This window comes from Lacibacter luteus (assembly GCF_004118265.1).
Taxonomy (GTDB): Bacteria; Bacteroidota; Bacteroidia; order Chitinophagales; family Chitinophagaceae; genus Lacibacter; species Lacibacter luteus.
Window position 1 is genome coordinate 37,013 of the sequence record NZ_SDHW01000003.1, and the last position, 18,551, is coordinate 55,563.

17 protein-coding genes are annotated in these 18,551 nt (G+C 41.5%); 16 read left to right on the top strand and 1 reads right to left on the bottom strand.

What is annotated here, in order from left to right:
- Nucleotides 1-25 precede the first annotated feature (25 nt).
- The 16 genes from ESA94_RS11245 to ESA94_RS11320 all read left to right on the top strand — a co-directional run bounded on the left by ESA94_RS11245 (nucleotide 26) and on the right by ESA94_RS11320 (nucleotide 17,306).
- Nucleotides 26-1,429 (top strand): Gfo/Idh/MocA family protein, encoded by a 1,404-nt coding sequence (locus ESA94_RS11245; RefSeq protein WP_129131012.1) that lies wholly within the window; start codon nucleotides 26-28, stop codon nucleotides 1,427-1,429.
- Nucleotides 1,426-1,860: a nuclear transport factor 2 family protein gene (locus ESA94_RS11250; RefSeq protein WP_129131013.1), complete on the top strand. Its 435-nt coding sequence runs from the start codon at nucleotides 1,426-1,428 to the stop codon at nucleotides 1,858-1,860. The genes ESA94_RS11245 and ESA94_RS11250 overlap by 4 nt, the downstream gene beginning before the upstream one ends.
- Before the next feature lie 108 nt (nucleotides 1,861-1,968).
- Nucleotides 1,969-3,621, top strand: a complete 1,653-nt coding sequence (locus tag ESA94_RS11255) for a glycoside hydrolase family 28 protein (RefSeq protein ID WP_129131014.1) — start codon at nucleotides 1,969-1,971, stop codon at nucleotides 3,619-3,621.
- A 125-nt stretch (nucleotides 3,622-3,746) separates the two neighbouring features.
- A complete protein-coding gene (locus ESA94_RS11260; protein ID WP_129131015.1) occupies nucleotides 3,747-5,651 on the top strand; it encodes a glycoside hydrolase family 88 protein in 1,905 nt (634 codons plus the stop codon).
- Nucleotides 5,621-6,655 (top strand): pectinesterase family protein, encoded by a 1,035-nt coding sequence (locus tag ESA94_RS11265; RefSeq protein ID WP_205755965.1) that lies wholly within the window; start codon nucleotides 5,621-5,623, stop codon nucleotides 6,653-6,655. The genes ESA94_RS11260 and ESA94_RS11265 overlap by 31 nt, the downstream gene beginning before the upstream one ends.
- A gap of 56 nt (nucleotides 6,656-6,711) precedes the next feature.
- Nucleotides 6,712-8,229 carry a tagaturonate reductase gene (locus ESA94_RS11270; RefSeq protein ID WP_129131016.1) on the top strand — a complete coding sequence of 506 codons (1,518 nt, stop codon included), beginning with the start codon at nucleotides 6,712-6,714 and terminating at the stop codon, nucleotides 8,227-8,229.
- 48 nt (nucleotides 8,230-8,277) lie between these two features.
- Nucleotides 8,278-9,720 (top strand): glucuronate isomerase, encoded by a 1,443-nt coding sequence (gene uxaC, locus ESA94_RS11275; RefSeq protein ID WP_129131017.1) that lies wholly within the window; start codon nucleotides 8,278-8,280, stop codon nucleotides 9,718-9,720.
- A gap of 11 nt (nucleotides 9,721-9,731) precedes the next feature.
- The gene (gene kduD / locus ESA94_RS11280; protein WP_129131018.1) at nucleotides 9,732-10,496 is read left to right on the top strand and encodes a 2-dehydro-3-deoxy-D-gluconate 5-dehydrogenase KduD; all 765 of its coding nucleotides are present in this window, start codon (nucleotides 9,732-9,734) and stop codon (nucleotides 10,494-10,496) included.
- A gap of 47 nt (nucleotides 10,497-10,543) precedes the next feature.
- Nucleotides 10,544-11,449 (top strand): 5-dehydro-4-deoxy-D-glucuronate isomerase, encoded by a 906-nt coding sequence (kduI, locus tag ESA94_RS11285; protein WP_240671036.1) that lies wholly within the window; start codon nucleotides 10,544-10,546, stop codon nucleotides 11,447-11,449.
- Nucleotides 11,450-11,452: 3 nt separating this feature from the next.
- Nucleotides 11,453-12,493, top strand: coding sequence for a sugar kinase (locus ESA94_RS11290; RefSeq protein WP_129131019.1), 1,041 nt, complete (start codon nucleotides 11,453-11,455; stop codon nucleotides 12,491-12,493).
- 24 nt (nucleotides 12,494-12,517) lie between these two features.
- Nucleotides 12,518-13,543 carry a sugar kinase gene (locus ESA94_RS11295; protein ID WP_129131020.1) on the top strand — a complete coding sequence of 342 codons (1,026 nt, stop codon included), beginning with the start codon at nucleotides 12,518-12,520 and terminating at the stop codon, nucleotides 13,541-13,543.
- 77 nt (nucleotides 13,544-13,620) lie between these two features.
- A complete protein-coding gene (locus tag ESA94_RS11300; RefSeq protein ID WP_129131021.1) occupies nucleotides 13,621-14,070 on the top strand; it encodes a YhcH/YjgK/YiaL family protein in 450 nt (149 codons plus the stop codon).
- A gap of 42 nt (nucleotides 14,071-14,112) precedes the next feature.
- On the top strand, nucleotides 14,113-14,775 hold the full coding sequence (locus ESA94_RS11305) for a beta/alpha barrel domain-containing protein (RefSeq protein WP_129131022.1): 663 nt from the start codon (nucleotides 14,113-14,115) through the stop codon (nucleotides 14,773-14,775).
- Between the two features lie 38 nt (nucleotides 14,776-14,813).
- Nucleotides 14,814-16,229 carry an MFS transporter gene (locus tag ESA94_RS11310; RefSeq protein WP_240671037.1) on the top strand — a complete coding sequence of 472 codons (1,416 nt, stop codon included), beginning with the start codon at nucleotides 14,814-14,816 and terminating at the stop codon, nucleotides 16,227-16,229.
- Between the two features lie 141 nt (nucleotides 16,230-16,370).
- Entirely contained in the window at nucleotides 16,371-16,808 is a 438-nt protein-coding gene (locus tag ESA94_RS11315) for a DUF192 domain-containing protein (protein WP_129131024.1), read from the top strand.
- A 24-nt stretch (nucleotides 16,809-16,832) separates the two neighbouring features.
- Nucleotides 16,833-17,306: a thermonuclease family protein gene (locus ESA94_RS11320; protein ID WP_164972713.1), complete on the top strand. Its 474-nt coding sequence runs from the start codon at nucleotides 16,833-16,835 to the stop codon at nucleotides 17,304-17,306.
- A gap of 54 nt (nucleotides 17,307-17,360) precedes the next feature.
- Here ESA94_RS11320 and ESA94_RS11325 read toward each other — a convergent pair whose 3' ends face one another.
- Nucleotides 17,361-18,377: a helix-turn-helix transcriptional regulator gene (locus tag ESA94_RS11325; RefSeq protein ID WP_129131026.1), complete on the bottom strand. Its 1,017-nt coding sequence runs from the start codon at nucleotides 18,375-18,377 to the stop codon at nucleotides 17,361-17,363.
- Between the last annotated feature and the right edge of the window lie 174 nt (nucleotides 18,378-18,551).

Genomic DNA, 18,551 nt, shown 5'->3' on the forward strand with positions numbered 1-18,551 from the left:
GGTTCGTAAAAAATATAATTGCCATATGGAAAGAAGATCATTTGTAAAATACACTGCAGCAGCAGGCGCATCGCTTATGCTGCACCCGTTTACTTCAATCGCCTCATCAAAGCCCGGACAAAAAATAAAACTTGCACTTGTTGGTACAGGTTCACGTGGCAGCAGCCTCTGGGGTAAAACCATTCTCACCGAATTTAAAGATGTGTGCGAATTTGTTGGCTTGTGCGATATCAATCCAGGCCGTGTGGCGTATGTAAAACAATACATGGGTGTAACCTGTCCTACTTTCACCAGCATTGATGCCATGTTGAAAGCGGTAAAAGCCGATTACATTATTGTAACAACAGTTGACGCTACACACGATGAAATGATTATAAAATCCCTCAACGCAGGGTTTAATGTTATTACTGAAAAACCAATGACAACCGACGAAGATAAATGTCGGAAGATCTTAGAAGCAGAGAAGAAAACCGGAAAAAAAGTAACTGTTGCTTTTAACTATCGCCACAGTGTACACGCTATGCAGTTGAAAGAATTGCTGGCAGCTAATCGTGTTGGAAAGATCACTTCTGTTGATTTTAATTGGTACCTCAATGTGCATCACGGAGCCGATTATTTCCGTCGCTGGCATGGCCGTATGAACAAAGGCGGCTCCTTATGGGTGCATAAGGCAACACATCATTTCGATCTGCTCAACTGGTGGCTTAACAGTGAACCGGTTGAAGTAAGTGCTTATGGTTCATTGGAACATTATGGAAAGAACAATGAGTTCCGTGGTACAAAATGCCGTGGTTGTGAACACAAACCCAATTGCAAATTCTATTGGGACATTACCAGCAACAAACAAAATGTAAATCTCTATGTAAACAACGAACAGCACGATGGTTATATCCGTGATGGTTGTGTGTGGAGCAATGAGATCGACATTTTTGATAAGATGAGTGCACAGATCATTTATGCAAATGGCGTAACGGTTAACTATTCACTCACAACTTATTCCCCTTATGAAGGCTGGCAGATTGCTTTCAATGGTAAGAAGGGACGCATTGAAACATGGGAAGACATTCCTTACCTGCAAAAAACAAAGGTGGATGAAGAGAAACGTCATGCTATTGAAATGAGCAATGCCGATGATGCTATTGCAGGTGAAGCAAATGAAATACTTGCCTGGGATAATTTCGGTAAAGATTTTGAAGTGTACACCACAGCAAAGATCCGTGGCGGGCATGGTGGTGGCGATATTCGTATGCAACGCAGAATGTTTACCAACACCAACGACAATCCACACCATGTAATGGCCGGAACAAGAGAAGGCGCCATGAGCATACTCATTGGTATTGCTGCAAGAAAGAGCATTGCCTTAAAACGTCCGGTAAAAATTTCTGAATTAACCGATCTTGTGCCCAAAGCAAACAGACACGAAGTATGAAACAGTTAATCCTATCAGTATTACTAACAATTGTTCTTGGTTTTAACAGTATAGCGCAATCAAAGCAAGAAACAGCAGTTGCTAATGCAGTTGAAAAACTCCGCCTGGCAATGATCAGTGGTAACGAAGCTGAGTTGCGTGCTGTTACAAGTGATAAACTCAGCTACGGACATTCAGGAGGTTTGGTCGAAAACCAAGAGCAGTTTCTTGAAAAATTCAAAACCGGTGCTTCCGATTTTGTAACCATTGAGCTAAAGAATCAAACCATTTCTGTCAGTGGAAAAGTGGCTATTGTCCGTCATGAACTACACGGCACCAACAATGATAATAACAAACCCGGCGAAGTGCATTTACGCATTTTGCTGGTGTTTGAAAAGAGCGGCAAAGAATGGAAAATGCTTGCCCGGCAGGCGGTTAAAATTACACCGTAAATAACCCGTTTGCTCGGTAACGATTGCGTAAATAAACCCCTCCCCGAGGGGACATAACCTTGTCTATCAAGGTTAACTTGTGGCCTGTTTCAAAAACAACGAACAAGTATGCTGTCATTTAAAAAAATATCTTCTCTTGCCGTTCTGTTGCTTGCAGCATTTGCATCAACAGCACAGTGGAATAAAAAACTACCGGTTGTTATTTCACCTAAGTTCAAAAAAGATACAGTCAGCATTGTAAAGTTTGGAGCGGTTCCCGATGGTAATAAACTTAACACAAAAGCCATCAACAATGCCATTGAAACATTGGCAAAAAAAGGTGGCGGGGTTGTATTGGTGCCCGCCGGTTTGTGGTTAACAGGCCCCATTGTTTTAAAGAGCAACATTAATCTCCATGTTGCAGCGAGTGCTACTTTGTTGTTTACTGCCGATAAATCGCAATACCCATTGGTAAAAGCAAACTGGGAAGGCTTAGCGCAAATGCGTAACCAATCGCCCATTTCTGCTACAGATGCAAGTAACATAGCCATTACAGGTAAAGGTATTATTGATGGTAATGGAGATGTTTGGCGTTCGGTAAAAAGCGATAAGCTTACGGCAACACAATGGAAAAACTTAGTAGCATCAGGTGGTGTGGTAAGTGAAGATAAAAAAACATGGTACCCTTCCGAAGCTTTTATGAAAGCGAGTAAAGGGCCAGCCAATCCCGGACAAATCACTCCTGAGCGTGATGCTGCTTATTACGAAAGCATCAAAGACTTTTTACGTCCCAATCTTTTTTTGGTTACCAACTGCAAATACATTTTGCTGGAGGGTGTCACCTTTCAAAATTCAGCTGCATGGTGTTTACATCCGCTGATGAGTGAGCATTTAACTGTTCGCAATGTATTTGTAAAAAACCCATGGTATGCACAAAATGGGGATGGTATTGATGTGGAAAGCTGCAGCAATGTGCTTATCGAAAATTCAACATTTGATGTAGGTGATGATGCGTTGTGTATGAAGAGCGGTCGTGATGCCGATGGTCGTAAACGTGGTATGCCAACACAAAATGTCATCATCCGTAACTGTACCGTTTATGCATCGCATGGTGGCTTTGTAATTGGCAGCGAAATGAGTGGTGGTGCACGCAACATGTACATCAGCAACTGCACATTTATTGGAACCGATATTGGTTTGCGTTTTAAAACAACCCGTGGTCGTGGTGGTGTGGTAGAGAATATCTTCATCAAAGACATTTACATGAAAGATATTCCTGCAGAAGCTATTTTGTTCGATATGTATTACATGGCTAAAGATCCTGTTGCGTTGGCAGGTGAAAAAAGAGAGTTGCCAAAAGTGGAGTTTAAACCGGTTGATGAAACAACTCCTGTGTTTAAAAACTTCCATATCAGCAATGTGTATTGCAATGGCGCAGCCAAAGGAATTTTTCTGCGTGGTGTACCCGAAATGCATGTAAAAGATATTGTACTGGAAAATATGGTACTGCAGGCCGATAAAGGAATTGATGTGCAGGAAGCAAGCAATATCACATTCCGCAACATCACCATCATTCCAACTAATACAAATCCTGTTGTGGATGTTATCAACAGCGATAATCTTGTATTCGATAACCTCAAGTATAAAGATGGCAGCGAGGTACTGTTTCGTGCAGGTGGCGAACGCACAAAAAATATTCTTGTAAAAAATACCGATGCATCAAAAGCAAAAGAGAAACTGGTAGTAGAGTTTGGAACCGATGCAAAGGAAATTAAATTATAATACTTGCCAAACAGATAAAAAAGGAACATGAAATGAGCCGAAAAAAACAGTCAATTTATTACCATACAGTAATGAATATTTTTTGGGCGAATAACATGTGGCAAAAAGCAAACTAAAAAATGCACATGAAAAAACTGACCTTACTTGTATTACTGGCTATAGCCCTGCAGTCGTCTGCACAAACAAAATGGAGCGAAAAGGTTGCCGCAACAGTTGATAAGATATGGCCCGACAGCTTACCTATTGGCAGCCGCACAAAATGGAGTTACGATATGGGTGTGGTGTTGAAAGGTTTTGAAAGTTTGTGGATGCGTACAGGTAATGTTGCGTACTATAACTCGCTCAAAAACCGCATGGACTATTTTGTGCAGAACGATGGTAGTATTAAAGGTTACGAGCTTGAAGAATACAATATCGATCATGTAAACAACGGCAAGCTGGTGTTAATGCTCTACCGCATCACCGGTGCGGAAAAGTATAAGAAAGCAGCAATGCATCTGCGTGATCAGTTGCGTACACATCCCCGTACAAAAGAAGGCGGTTTCTGGCATAAGAAAATTTACACCAATCAAATGTGGCTCGATGGTTTGTACATGGGTGCTCCGTTCTATGCAGAGTATGCCATGCTCTTTCACGAAGACACAGCCTTTAACGATATTGCCAACCAGTTTATCTGGATGGAAAAAAATGCACGTGATCCAAAAACAGGATTGATCTATCATGCGTGGGATGAAAGCAAAGAGCAACAATGGGCCAATAAAACAACCGGTACATCACCACACTTCTGGGCAAGAGCAATGGGTTGGTATTCTGATGCATTGGTGGATGCATTGGATTATTTTCCAGCTGATCATCCAAAACGCAAAGACCTGATCGCAATTCTCAACCGTTTGGTCAATGCCATCGAAAAGCAGCAAGATCCAACAACAGGTTTGTGGTACGACGTAATGAATTATAACGGTCCCGGTAAAGAAAAAAATTATTTTGAAGCATCGGCTTCGTCACAATTTGTATATGCAATAGCAAAAGGTGTACGCAAAGGTTATTTGCCTGCTGCTAAACTTGCTATTGCAAAGAAAGGCTACGATGGTATTGTAAAGCGTTTCATTAAAGAAGAAAACGGACAAACCAATTTACATGGTACAGTAAAAGTATCAGGACTTGGTGGCAAGCCTTACCGTGATGGCAGCTTTGCTTATTACATGAGCGAAGATGTAATTGTAAACGATGCAAAAGGTGTTGGTGCATTTTTATTAGCTGCGGGAGAAATGGAACAGTTGCCAACACAGGCAGTTGGTAAAGGCAAAACTGTTTTACTCGATCGCTGGTTTAACAGTGAGAAGAAAAAAGATGCAGGTGGCGAAATGAGCTACTGGCATTATACATGGGAAGAAAGAAGTCATGGTGGTTATTATACATGGGGGACTATTTTTGAAAGTTATGGTGCAACCTTAAAATCATTGGATGTTGCGCCAACAGCAAGTAACCTCAGCAAAGCTTCGGTATATATTATTGTTGATCCTGATCATGTGCGTGATAATCCTAACCCGAATTATGTTACTGCAACAGATGTAACAGCAATCAGCAATTGGGTAAATGCAGGTGGTGTGTTGATTTTATTGGCAAACGACAGCAACAATTGCGATCTGAAACATTTCAATCTGCTGGCACAAAAGTTTGGAGTAACCTTTACAGATAACAGTCTGAACATGGTGAAGAATGATACCTATGTTCAAGGCGAAGTTTTACCCGGCGCTAACAACCCTGTTTTCAAAACAACAAAAAAAATGTTCCTGAAAGAGATCAGTGAACTAAATGTAAAAGCTCCTGCAAAAGCAATTGTAACAAAAGACGGTGCAGCCATCATCGCTGTTGCAAAATATGGCAAAGGAACCGTGTTTAGTGTTGGTGATCCATGGATCTATAACGAGTATATCGACAACCGGAAATTGTTACCGGCCGATTTTGAAAATTATAAAGCAGCAGAAGATCTTGCAAAATGGCTGCTGCAAACTGCAACGAAGAAGTGACGGCGTTTCTACGATATGGCTGGATGGGTTTAATGTTCCTGTGTAGTATAACTATACAGGCGCAAAAAAAGATTATTGTCGACGCAAAAGGTAAAGGCGATTTTAAAACCATACAAGGTGCAATCAACAGTTTAAGTGATTCGGCTGCAACAGCCCGGATCATTTTTATTAAGAAGGGTGTTTACAAAGAGAAACTCTACATCGAAAAACACAATATTGTTTTTGAAGGCGAAGACAAAGCTTCAACTGTTATTACTGCAGCTATTGCAAGAGATGAATGGCGTTGCGAACACAACGACGATTGGGGCGTAGCAACAATGAACGTAAGCGGTAACGACATCACCCTTAAAAATCTCAGCATCAACAATACCTACGGTTTCGACTATGTGCAGGATCGTGTGGTCAACTGTCCGCAGGATACCATCAACAAACAAAAAACCATTTCACGTAACAGTCACCAGATGGCGTTGCGTACCATGCATTGTACAAGGTTAAAAGCCGTCAACTGTCATTTCAAAGCCTACGCAGGCGATACCGTAAGTCCTTGGGAAGTGGAGAATGGTTTGTGGTATTTTAAAGATTGTGTAATGGAAGGTGGTGTTGATTTTTATTGTCCTCGTGGATGGGCATGGGCCGAGAACTGTGAGTTTGTAGCACTCACCGGCAGTGCTGCTATCTGGCATGATGGATCGAGAAACAAAGATTCAAAAACAGTATTGCTCAATTGTCGCTTCAAAGGTTATGATGGTTTTTTACTGGGCCGCTATCATCGTGATGCACAGTTTTATCTCATCAACTGTTTGTTTGCCGATAACATGAAAGATGCTGCTATATACAAAGCAGGAGCAAACAATCTGCAATGGGGCGAACGGATTTTTTATTACAACTGTATACGCAAAGCCGGCAATTACCGCTGGTTTGCCAATAATATTTCGAAGGATTTAGTTGATATGATCACAGTGCAATGGGTTTTCGGCAATCGCTGGAAACCGATTGCATCCTAACAAACCATAAAACAGGCATCGGTGCAAACCGGTGTAGCAAAACAATCGATAACGTTATGCAATTAACGAGAGAAGCGTGCAAACAATTGCAATCAAAAACCGGTCTGCAGGTTCCTGCCGATCATTTATTGGAACTGCCTGAAAAAGTTCTGCAGTTTGGTACCGGCGTATTGCTGCGAGCATTACCGGATTATTTTATTGACAAAGCCAATAAACAAGGCATCTTTAACGGGCGCATTGTTGTAGTAAAGTCAACCGAAAGCGACAGCACCGCATTTGATATGCAAAACGGATTGTACACAGTTTGTGTACGGGGTATTGAAAGCGGCAAAAGCGTTGAAGAGAATATCATTAACGCATCTGTAAGCCGTGTATTGAGTGCAAAAAGTGAATGGCAGATCATTTTGAAATGTGCGTACAATCCCGATCTGAAAGTTGTGATCTCGAACACAACAGAAGTAGGTATCCAGTTAGTGGAAGATAATATCCAGGCCGACCCGCCAATTTCATTTCCCGGAAAATTATTGGCGTTTTTATACGAACGTTTTAAAGCGTTTGGCGGTACACCCGAAAGCGGACTGGTGATTGTTCCTACCGAACTCATTACCGACAACGGCACCAAACTCGAAAGCATTGTACTGGAGCTTGCACATCTTAATAAACTCGAATTTGCATTTATTGAATGGCTGGAGCAACACAATACTTTTTGCAATTCGTTGGTAGATCGTATTGTGCCGGGCAAACCCAATGCAGCCGAACTAAAAAAACTGGAAGATGAATTAGGTTATGCCGATAATCTTTTAACCATGAGCGAAGTGTTTCGCCTCTGGGCTATTGAAGGTGATGAAAAAGTAAAAGAAACATTATCGTTTGCACAGGTTGATACTGCAGTGGTAATTACTCCCGACATTACTTTGTTTAAAGAGTTGAAATTACGTTTGCTCAACGGCACACATACCTTCAACTGTGGCATTTCATTTTTAGGTGGTTTTAATATTACACGTGAGGTAGTGCAGGACGATGTATTTGGGCGTTTTACAAAAGAGTTGATGCACAAAGAAATTGCGCCATCCATTCCCTTCGATATTCCGGTAAAACAAAAAGAAGATTTTGCCAACAGTACGTTCGATCGCTTTTGTAATCCGGCAATCGATCACCAACTGTTGAGTATTACTGTGCAGTACACATCAAAAATGAAGATGCGTAATCTGCCGCTTATTCAACGTCATTACGAATTAAGCAGCAATGCGCCTTTGCGTATGGCTGCAGGTTTTGCGGCTTTCCTGCTATTTATGAAAGTAACACGTAAAGACGGGAATAAATACTTTGGTGAACGTGATGGCGTAGAGTATGAAATTAAAGACGATAGTGCTGCTTACTTCTACGAAGTATGGCAACAGCACGAAGCTGCTGCAGTACCTGCAGTAGTTATGCAAAACACCGCATTGTGGGAAGTGGATCTTACAGCATATCCAGGTTTCTTACGTGCCGTTGAAGAGCAGCTGAACAGCATGCTTACCAAAGGTGTTGCACAAACCGTAGCCGAACTGGAACAGGCAAGTGTAACGTTGTAATTGTTCATCGCTGCAGTAATGCAGCATTAGCTAAAAGGAAACAAACACATGAAACAGTTTTTGAACGAAGATTTTTTACTGCAAAGTAAAACAGCACAGCGTCTCTATCACGAGTACGCAAAGCAAATGCCTATCATCGATTATCATAACCATTTGTTACCCGACCAGGTGGCAAACAATATCAACTTTGAAAATCTTACACAAGTATGGTTGTATGGCGATCACTACAAATGGAGAGCCATGCGTACCAATGGTGTGAATGAAAATTTTATTACCGGTACTGCAAGTGATTGGGAAAAGTTTGAACAATGGGCTGCTACTGTTCCTTACACGTTACGTAATCCATTATATCATTGGACGCATCTTGAACTGCAACGCTATTTCAACATCAACGAAGTATTGAATGCAGACAGTGCTAAACGTATTTATGAGGATGCCACTGCACAATTACAGCATGCATCGCACAATGTGCAGGGTTTGTTGCAAAAGATGAATGTAAAACTCATTTGCACAACAGATGATCCTGTTGATGATCTGAAATACCATCAGCAACACAGGGCACAAGGTGGCTTCACCAAAATGAATCCTGCTTTTCGTCCCGATAAAGCAATGAATGTAGATGATACCATCAGCTTCAACAATTATCTCACCTTATTGGAAAAAGCTGCTGATACTTCTATCAGCACCTTCAACGATTATTTAGCAGCGTTGAAAAAGCGTCATGATTATTTTGCAGAAAATGGTTGTGCTGTTTCTGATCATGGGTTGGAAGAGATCTATGCAGAAGATTATACACAAACAGAGATCGTTGGCATTTTTGCACAGGTACGCAGTGGCGGCAACTTAACACTCGAAGAAAAGAAAAAATTCAAGAGTGCCATGCTGGTGATCTTTGCTGAATGGGATCATGAAAAAGGTTGGGTGCAACAATATCATCTTGGTGCATTGCGTAATAACAATAGTCGTATGTTAAAGCAATTAGGCCCTGATACTGGCTGGGACAGCATCGGCGATTTTTCACAGGCACGTGCTTTATCAAAATTCCTGAATCGTTTAGATACAAATGATAAACTGGCGAAGACCATTATTTACAATTTGAATCCTGCCGATAATGAATTGTTCGCAACCATGATCGGTAACTTCAACGATGGTTCTGTTGCAGGTAAAGTGCAATGGGGCAGCGGCTGGTGGTTCCTCGATCAGAAAGATGGTATGATCAAACAAATCAACGCACTCAGCAACATGGGCTTGCTCAGTCGCTTTGTTGGTATGTTAACCGATAGCCGTAGTTTCCTTTCGTTCCCACGCCACGAATATTTCCGTCGCATACTTTGTAATATGTATGGCGAAGAAGTAGAGAATGGTGAATTGCCGAACGATATTGATCTTATTGGTAAAACCATTCAGGATATTTGCTACAACAACGCAAAAGAATATTTCAATTTGCAGCATCTCGATGCTGTACAAACAGCAACTACTAATAAACTATAATTAAGAACAAAATGCAAACATTGGATCTATTTAATCTCGCAGGTAAAACCGCAGTAGTAACAGGTTGCGATACCGGTTTAGGTATGGGTATGGCAACAGCTTTGGCCGAAGCCGGTGCAGACATCATCGGCGCATCAATCGTTGAAGATTACAGCGATGTAAAAGCTGCAGTTGAAGCTACGGGAAGAAAATTCACCTATCACCGTGTTGATATTTCAAACAGAGAAGCATTGTATGCTTTCATCAATAAAGTAAAAGCAGAAAACGAACGCATCGATATTCTTGTAAACAACGCCGGTATCATTATGCGTAAACCTGCTGCTGAACATCCTGATGAATATTGGGATAAAGTGGTTGACATTAACCTCAACGCACAATTCATCCTCGGTCGTGAGTTTGGAAAACATATGATTGAAAAAGGCGGTGGTAAGATTATCTTTACCTGTTCGTTGCTGAGCTTCCAGGGTGGTATTAATGTACCTGGGTACACTGCAACAAAATCTGCCGTTGCCGGTTTGGTGCGTGCATTTGGTAATGAGTGGGGAAGCAAAGGTGTTTGTGTAAATGGTATTGCTCCCGGTTATATCGCAACCAATAACACACAGGCTTTGCGTGAAGATGCAGACAGAAGCAAAGCAATTCTTGAACGTATTCCTGTTGGTCGCTGGGGTGTACCTGCCGACTTTAAAGGACCGGTTACTTTCCTTGCATCATCAGCATCAGATTATGTAAACGGAACTGTGTTGTTTGTTGATGGTGGATGGATGGCACGTTAATACAAGCCGATAGTTAATAGTAATTAGTCATTAGTAATAAGAAAGACATGGCAACGAAAAAAATAAAAGCTCCGGCAGTTCAATTAAAAGATTACAACAGCAACACTTACATGGATGGCGATATGGAAGTTCGTTTTGCTGTTGGGCCGGAAGAAACAAAAGGCTTCAATACACAACAACTCATCGATAATTTTTTGGTGAAGGATCTCATGGTGGCCGATAAATTGAAACTCGTGTATTCGCATTATGATCGTGTGATCATTGGTGGTGCAGTACCGGTTGCAAAAGCGATCACACTCAGCAATCATCCCGAATTAAGAGCGGAATATTTTTTAGAAAGAAGAGAACTCGGCATCATCAATATTGGTGGTAAAGGAACAATTACTGCTGATGGTAAGAAGTATGATCTCGAAAAACTTTCTTGTCTCTACCTCGGTAAAGGAACACAGAAAGTAAGTTTTGCTTCAGCATCGAAGAAGAATCCTGCTGTGTTTTATTTATTGTCGGCTCCTGCACATGCAACCTATCCAAATACATTGTACACAAAAGAACAGGCATCACCTGTTGAGTTGGGTGCAGTTGAAACAGCAAATAAACGTACTGTTTATAAATACATTCACCTCGATGGTTTAAAAAGCTGTCAGTTGGTAATGGGTTTAACGGTGCTTGCGCCAGGTAGTGTATGGAATTCTATTCCACCACACACACATACACGTCGTATGGAAGTGTATTTATACTTCGATTTACCCGAAGGACAACGTTTGTTCCACTTCATGGGCAACCCGATGGAAACACGTCATTTGGTTATGACCAACAACGAAGCGGTGATCTCTGCTCCATGGAGCACACACTACGGTTGTGGTACTACCAACTATGGTTTCATTTGGGGAATGGCAGGTGAAAATTTAGTGTACACCGATATGGATCCTGCTCCTGTTCCAACATTGAAATAGGTTATGAGTAAAGTGCTGTGTTTTGGTGAATTATTACTTCGATTACCGCCTGCCGACGGAGGTGAATGGTTGCGTGCCAACCAGGTGCCTGTGTTTGTTGGTGGTGCCGAATTAAATGTAGCCACTGCACTCGCTACCTGGCAAATGCCGGTAAAGTATTGCACAGCATTACCCGATAATATCATTACACGTGATATTATTTCTTTCCTGCAAACAAAGAACATCGATACATCACCCATCATTCTTTCAGGTGAACGCATTGGTTTGTACTATTTGAAAGAAGGTGCGGACATGAAGAGTGAAGAGAATGTATTCGATCGCAAATATTCATCCTTCTCTACACTGAGTATTGGCGTGGTGAACTGGGATGAAATTTTGAAAGATGTAAGCTGGTTTCATTTCAGTGCTATTGCACCTGCAGTAAGTGAAAAAGCAGCAGCGCTTTGTTTAGAAGCAGTGAAGGCAGCATCGCAACGCAACATTACCATTTCAGTTGATCTGAATTATCGTTCACTGTTGTGGAAGTATGGCAAGAAGCCCTGGGAAATTATGCCCGGTCTTGTAAAATATTGCGATGTGATCATGGGTAATGTATGGGCTGCAGAAACTTTGCTTGGCGTTTCTGTTGATGACAAACTGTTGGAGCCTCGCAGCAAAGAAGTGTTTCTGCAACATGCTACTTACACAGCAAAGCAGTTGTTCGATCGTTTTGCAAACTGTAAGTGGGTTGCCAATACATTTCGATTTGATGCTGATGCGGGTAACATTCGTTACTATGCTGCACTCAATACAAAAACAGAACAGGCAGTTAGTCCGGTGTTTGCAACAGATGCTGTTGTTGACAAAGTAGGCAGTGGCGATTGTTTTATGGCAGGCCTCATCTACGGATTAAAATCGCAACAGGCATTGCAGGATGTCATTGGTTTTGCAGCCGCTGCTGCATTTGCCAAGCTGCACGAAAAAGGCGATTCAACACGAAACACAGTAGAACATATTCAACAAGTAAAAACAACATTCGAAACAAAACAAGTATCAATTATTTAATCGTTAATAATTAAACCAATCTATATGTCGAAAAAAGTAGTAACACTCGGAGAGATTATGTTGCGTCTGTCAACTCCCGATTTCAAACGTTTTGTACAAGCCGATACATTTGATATCACTTACGGTGGTGGAGAAGCAAACGTATCTGCTGCATTGTGTAACTATGGTTTGAATGGAACATTTGTTTCGAAAGTGCCTAACAATCCAATCGGTCAATCGGCCATTAATCATTTACGTCGTTATGGTGTAGATACACAGTTTGTAGCAAGAGGTGGTGATCGTTTAGGTATCTACTTCCTCGAAACAGGTGCATCAATGCGTGCATCGCAAGTAGTGTACGATCGTGCAGGTGCATCAATTGCAGAAGTGGAAGCAAGCGAATTTGATTGGGATAAAATTTTTGATGGTGCTGACTGGTTTCACACAACCGGTATCACACCTGCATTGAGCGATAAAGCGGCTGCTTTAACAGAAGCTGCATTGAAAGCTGCAAAAGCAAAAGGCATTACAACAAGTATCGATCTCAACTACCGCAAAAAATTGTGGAGCAAAGAAAAAGCGCAAAAGGTAATGACGCATCTCTGCCAATGGGTTGATGTTTGTATCGGTAACGAAGAAGATGCGGAAACAACACTTGGCTTTAAACCCGGTGATACAGATGTTACAAAAGGTGAGCTTCACCTCGATGGCTTCCAGGATATCATGAAGCAGATGGTGGCGAAGTTTAATTTTAAATATGTTGCCTCATCACTCCGTGAAAGCTACAGTGCAAGTGATAATGGCTGGAGTGCATTGGTGTATGATGGTAAAGAATTCTATCACACAAAAAAATACAATGTACGTATTGTTGATCGTGTAGGTAGTGGCGATTCATTTGCAAGTGGTTTGATCTACGGTTTGGTAACCGGTATGCCAATGGGCGAAGCTGCTGAATTTGGTGTGGCTGCAAGTGCATTGAAACATACCATTCCGGGTGACCTCAACCACGCAACATTAGGTGATGTAAAAGACCTGATGAAAGGCGACGGCAGCGGACGGGTACAGAGATAATCAGTAATGAGTGATGAATGATGAGGGGTCGCTACTCATTATTCATCACTCATCATTCATTCATATAATTCACAACGATGATCATAGATACAATTCAGAATGCACACAAATACTTCAGCGTACACCCGTTGTTCGCAAAAGCATTTGAATACATTCAACAAACCGACCTGGCAAATGCTGCCGATGGTAAGAGTGATATTGCTGAAGGTTTAAAAGCCATCATCAGCAATGCACCCGGTAAAACAAAAGAAACCAGCTTACAGAAATTTGAATGTCATAACAAAAACATCGACATTCAGCTTTGCATTAAAGGTGTTGAAACCATTGGCTGGAAGCCAAGAGAAAAATGTGTTACACCCAAAGGTGAATACAACGATGAAAAGGATGTGTTGTTTTACGATGATGCACCCGATATGTATTTCCAATTAACCGATGGACAGTTTGCGATCTTCTTTCCTGAAGATGTGCATGCACCGATGATCGGCGAAGGCGAGATCAAGAAATTAGTAATTAAAGTAAAAATCTAATGACTGGCCCCGACATTCATGTCGGGATAAAAAATAAACACAATGAGCAATACACAAAAAATAACAGATGCTATTGTAGCACAGGGTATTCTTCCTTTGTATTTCAATCCAAGCGAAGAAGTAAGCCTTGATGTGTTGAAAGCAATTTACAAAGCAGGCATTAAAGCAGTGGAGTACACCAACCGTGGCGATGCTGCATTGGCCAACTTCACCAAAATGGTGCAACTGCGTAATGCAGAAATGCCCGGTTTATTATTGGGCGTTGGTACCATCAAGAACATGCAACATGCAACAGATTATATGGCTGCTGGTGCCGACTTTTTAGTAAGTCCCGGGTTCGTGCCTGATGTTGCAGCGTATTGCGTAGCCAATGATATTTTCTATGCTCCCGGTTGTATGACACCGAGCGAAATCATTGCTGCAGAAAATGCAGGTGTTAAATTCATCAAATTATTCCCCGGTAATATGCTGGGTACAGAGTTTTTAACGACAATAAAGGATATCTTCCCTAAATTATTGTTTATGCCAACCGGTGGCGTTGATACAACAAAAGAAAGTATCGAAAGCTGGTACAAAGCTGGTGTATGTGCAGTAGGTATGGGCAGCAAACTCATCAGCAAAAAATTAATGGAAGCAAAAGATTATGCAACCATTGAAACAGCAACAAAACAGGTGCTTGAAGTAATTCAGGCAGTGAAGGCTTGATTTACGTATCCACATAAAGCTTGTATATGATCAAAAAAATGTCGAATTACAGATGGAGCATCGTAGCACTCCTGTTTGTAGCAACTACTATCAATTACTTAGACAGACAGGTGTTGTCTTTAACCTGGGATGAATTCATTAAACCTGAATTTCACTGGAATGAAGATCACTACGGTACCATCACCTCCATATTCTCCATTGTGTATGCTGTTTCTATGTTGTTCGCAGGTCGGTTTATCGATTGGATGGGCACAAAGAAAGGTTTCCTTTGGGCAATTGGCGTTTGGTCTGTTGGTGCTTGTATACATGCCTTGTGTGGTGTTGTAACCGAGCAATATGTTGGCTTGCATACAGCTGCGGAATTGACGCAGGCAGTAGGAGATACTGCAGTAGTTATTTCTACAGTAAGTATGTACGCTTTTATTGTTGCACGTATTGTATTGGCCATTGGTGAAGCGGGCAACTTTCCTGCAGCGATTAAAGTAACTGCAGAATATTTTCCAAAGAAAGACCGTGCATTTGCTACCAGTATTTTCAATGCAGGTGCATCTGTAGGTGCGTTGTTGGCGCCACTGAGCATTCCGCCTTTGGCTAAAGCCACCAGTTGGGAAATGGCCTTCATTATCATTGGTGCTTTGGGTTTTGTATGGATGGCTTTTTGGGTATTCATGTATAAAAAGCCGGAAGAACATCCCAAAGTAAATGCTGAGGAACTGGCATACATTCTTTCCGACAAAGATGAAAATGGTGATGCTGAAAAAGCAGAAGACCCCAACAAGAAGAAAGTAACGCTTGGCGATTGTTTCAAGTACAAACAAACCTGGTCGTTTGCGGTTGGTAAGTTCATGACGGATGGTGTATGGTGGTTCTTTCTTTTCTGGACACCTTCTTATCTCAATACACAGTTTGGTATCAAAACATCGCAGGGATTGGGTATCGCACTGGTATTTACGTTATATGCCATTACGATGTTGTCGATTTTGGGCGGCAAGTTACCTTCCATCATCATTCGCAAAACGGGACAAAACCCATACGCAGCCCGTATGAAATCGATGCTCATTTTTGCCTTCATTCCATTGCTCGTATTGTTGGCCCAACCATTAGGTACAATTTCACCATGGTTGCCGGTTATCATGATAGGTTTGGGAGGCGCAGCGCATCAATCCTGGTCGGCAAATATCTTTTCTACAGTGGGTGATATGTTTCCAAAATCGGCCATAGCAACCGTTACAGGTATTGGTGGTATGGCTGGCGGACTTGGTTCCATGCTCTTACAAAAATCTGCCGGTAAACTATTTGTATATGCAGGTGAAACGAATCTGCAGTTTTTAGGGTTTGAGGGTAAGCCGGCCGGCTATTTTATTATCTTCTGTTTTTGTGCATTTGCTTATTTAATTGGCTGGGTTATTATGAAGAGCCTTGTGCCGAAGTATAAGCTTATTACTGATCTGTAAGCTAAAAGATAAACTCAATAATGTAAAGTTGCCAACCTGAGCCTGTTGAAGGATCGGGTTGGCAACTTTTTTTATGTGCCTGTTCACTCCGCAAATACACTGCAAAGTGAGTTTGTTCTTTTACATTCTAAAGAACAAACAATGCAACAGCTTTCATTTCCTTTCAGCAATAAATGTTACTTCAGTATTTGCGAAGGCAACCGCAGTTATGCCCCTGTTGAAGCAGAAGAAGCCGTAACAGCAGCTGAAATTTATCAATCGCTCAACTACCGCAGCCAACACCAGTTCCGCAAGCCAATGGTGTTGCACTTTCCGGGAGTTGATCAACAGAGTGCTGTTTGGTTTGGGTATAGTTTTGATGTGGAAGTGATTTTGGTTGATGCAACCGGCACCATCAGCAAAACCTTTGTTATGCCGAAGCGGAGAGAAGGTGATGCATTGTTTGTGCAGTTCTTTATTGATTGTGCATACGCCGTTCTTGTGCCGGTTGGTTTTTGCAGAAAATGGAATATCCGTGAGCGGCAGCATGCCGTGAAACTTACTTCGTTTGCCTTTCTGCAAAAACAAAAAATCGGTTAATTCGTTTAAAGCTGCATGAAGTATATGCGTTTTGTAGTTGTGTTTCTTTTGTTGTTGCCGTTGCCGGCCTTAACAGCACCTTCTTACACGCTTACAGGAAAAGCAGTTCGTATTGTTGATGGCGATACGTTTGATCTCTTGGTTGATAAAACCACCTATCGTATTCGCCTGGCAGGTATTGATGCGCCGGAAAAAGGACAGGATTTTGGAAATGCATCGAAACAACTGCTGGGTACTTTGTGCAAAGATGAACTGCTTACCGTTGTTGTAACCGATACCGATCGTAACAAACGGAAAATTGCCGAAGTGTATACTTCAAAAAAAGTATGGATCAACAAAGAAATGATTGCAAAAGGTATGGCCTGGCATTTTGTAAAATACTCCGCCAATAAAGAGCTTGCTGCTGCAGAACAACAGGCCCGCAAAAATAAAGTTGGCCTATGGAATGCAAGCAATGCAGTTGCACCGTGGGAGTGGAGAAAGAAGCGCCGTGGCTGACAGATTAAAAGTACGGTTTACGAAATTAGAAGTACGAGCCTGTTATCTAACAAATTAATAATACCCGATTGCTTTCTGTAATTCTTCTTTCATTCTTTTTTTAAGCGATGCGGGTTTTACAACTTTCATTTCGTTACAGATACTCAACATCTGATGAATAAATTCTTCGTTGATCGTTACCTGCAATTCTATCACCGATTTTTCTTTTCCTTCCTTAATAAGGGTTTGTGTATGGTGCATGGGACTCACCTTTAACATGCGTGCTGCAGGACCGAACACTTCCAGTACAATTTTTTCAGGAGGCTTTGAGCCTTCCATAATTCCGGTAGAGTATTGATAGAAATGATCTGCATTAAACGCACGGCGATACTTAAATGCTTTTGCACCTTTTTCCATACTTGTAATACGGTCGAGTGCATAGGTGGTAAAGTTGTTGTGTTTGTTCGTCCAACCGATCAAATACCATTTGTTGCGTACCTCCTTTAATAAATATGGTTCCAGCTCATGCGTACGAGTTTCGTTCTTATAAATGTTGAAGTAAGTAAATGTTACAGGCAGCCGGTTTACAATTGCTTCGTACAATGGTTTGATCCAGTCCTTACCGTTTTGTGTAACCGGTTTTTCAAACTGTACATATTGGTTAATGAAAGGGTCTTCCAGGTTTGCAGAGAGTGATAAGCGTGTGTTGATCTTTTCAATGGCTTCTTTTAAGTTTTCAAATAAAGGCACATCAGCAAACAAACTGAGTGTGTGTGCGGCACTACGCAATGCTTCACTTTCATCTTCGTTCAAACCCACTGCGTCAATGCTGTAAGTCTCATCTTCATAATAATAACCTTTATGTAACCGATGATATTTAATAGGGGCGAAGTAACCAAGTCCGGCATCATCACGCATGGCGATGAGATCTTTTTCTATTGTTGAAACAGAAAGATCATCGGCCATATCGCCGTATAACTCTTCCATACATCGCTGACGGATGAATTCTTTGGTGGGATATTTATGTTGACGGTTACGCAAACAACGATCGATGATGCGGTAACGGATGGCTGCACTTTTATTTGCTGGCATGTTACAAAGTTGCAGGAAGCATCTGCAATTTCAAACAGTAATATCAGCAGATTGAGGTCGCACAATCAGGAAAGCGTATTTTTCGAATTAATTTCAATATTTATTGTTTTTCAATAAATATTTATTTAATTTTGATTTTGTAATCAAATCATACAACTATGCCTGTTACAACAA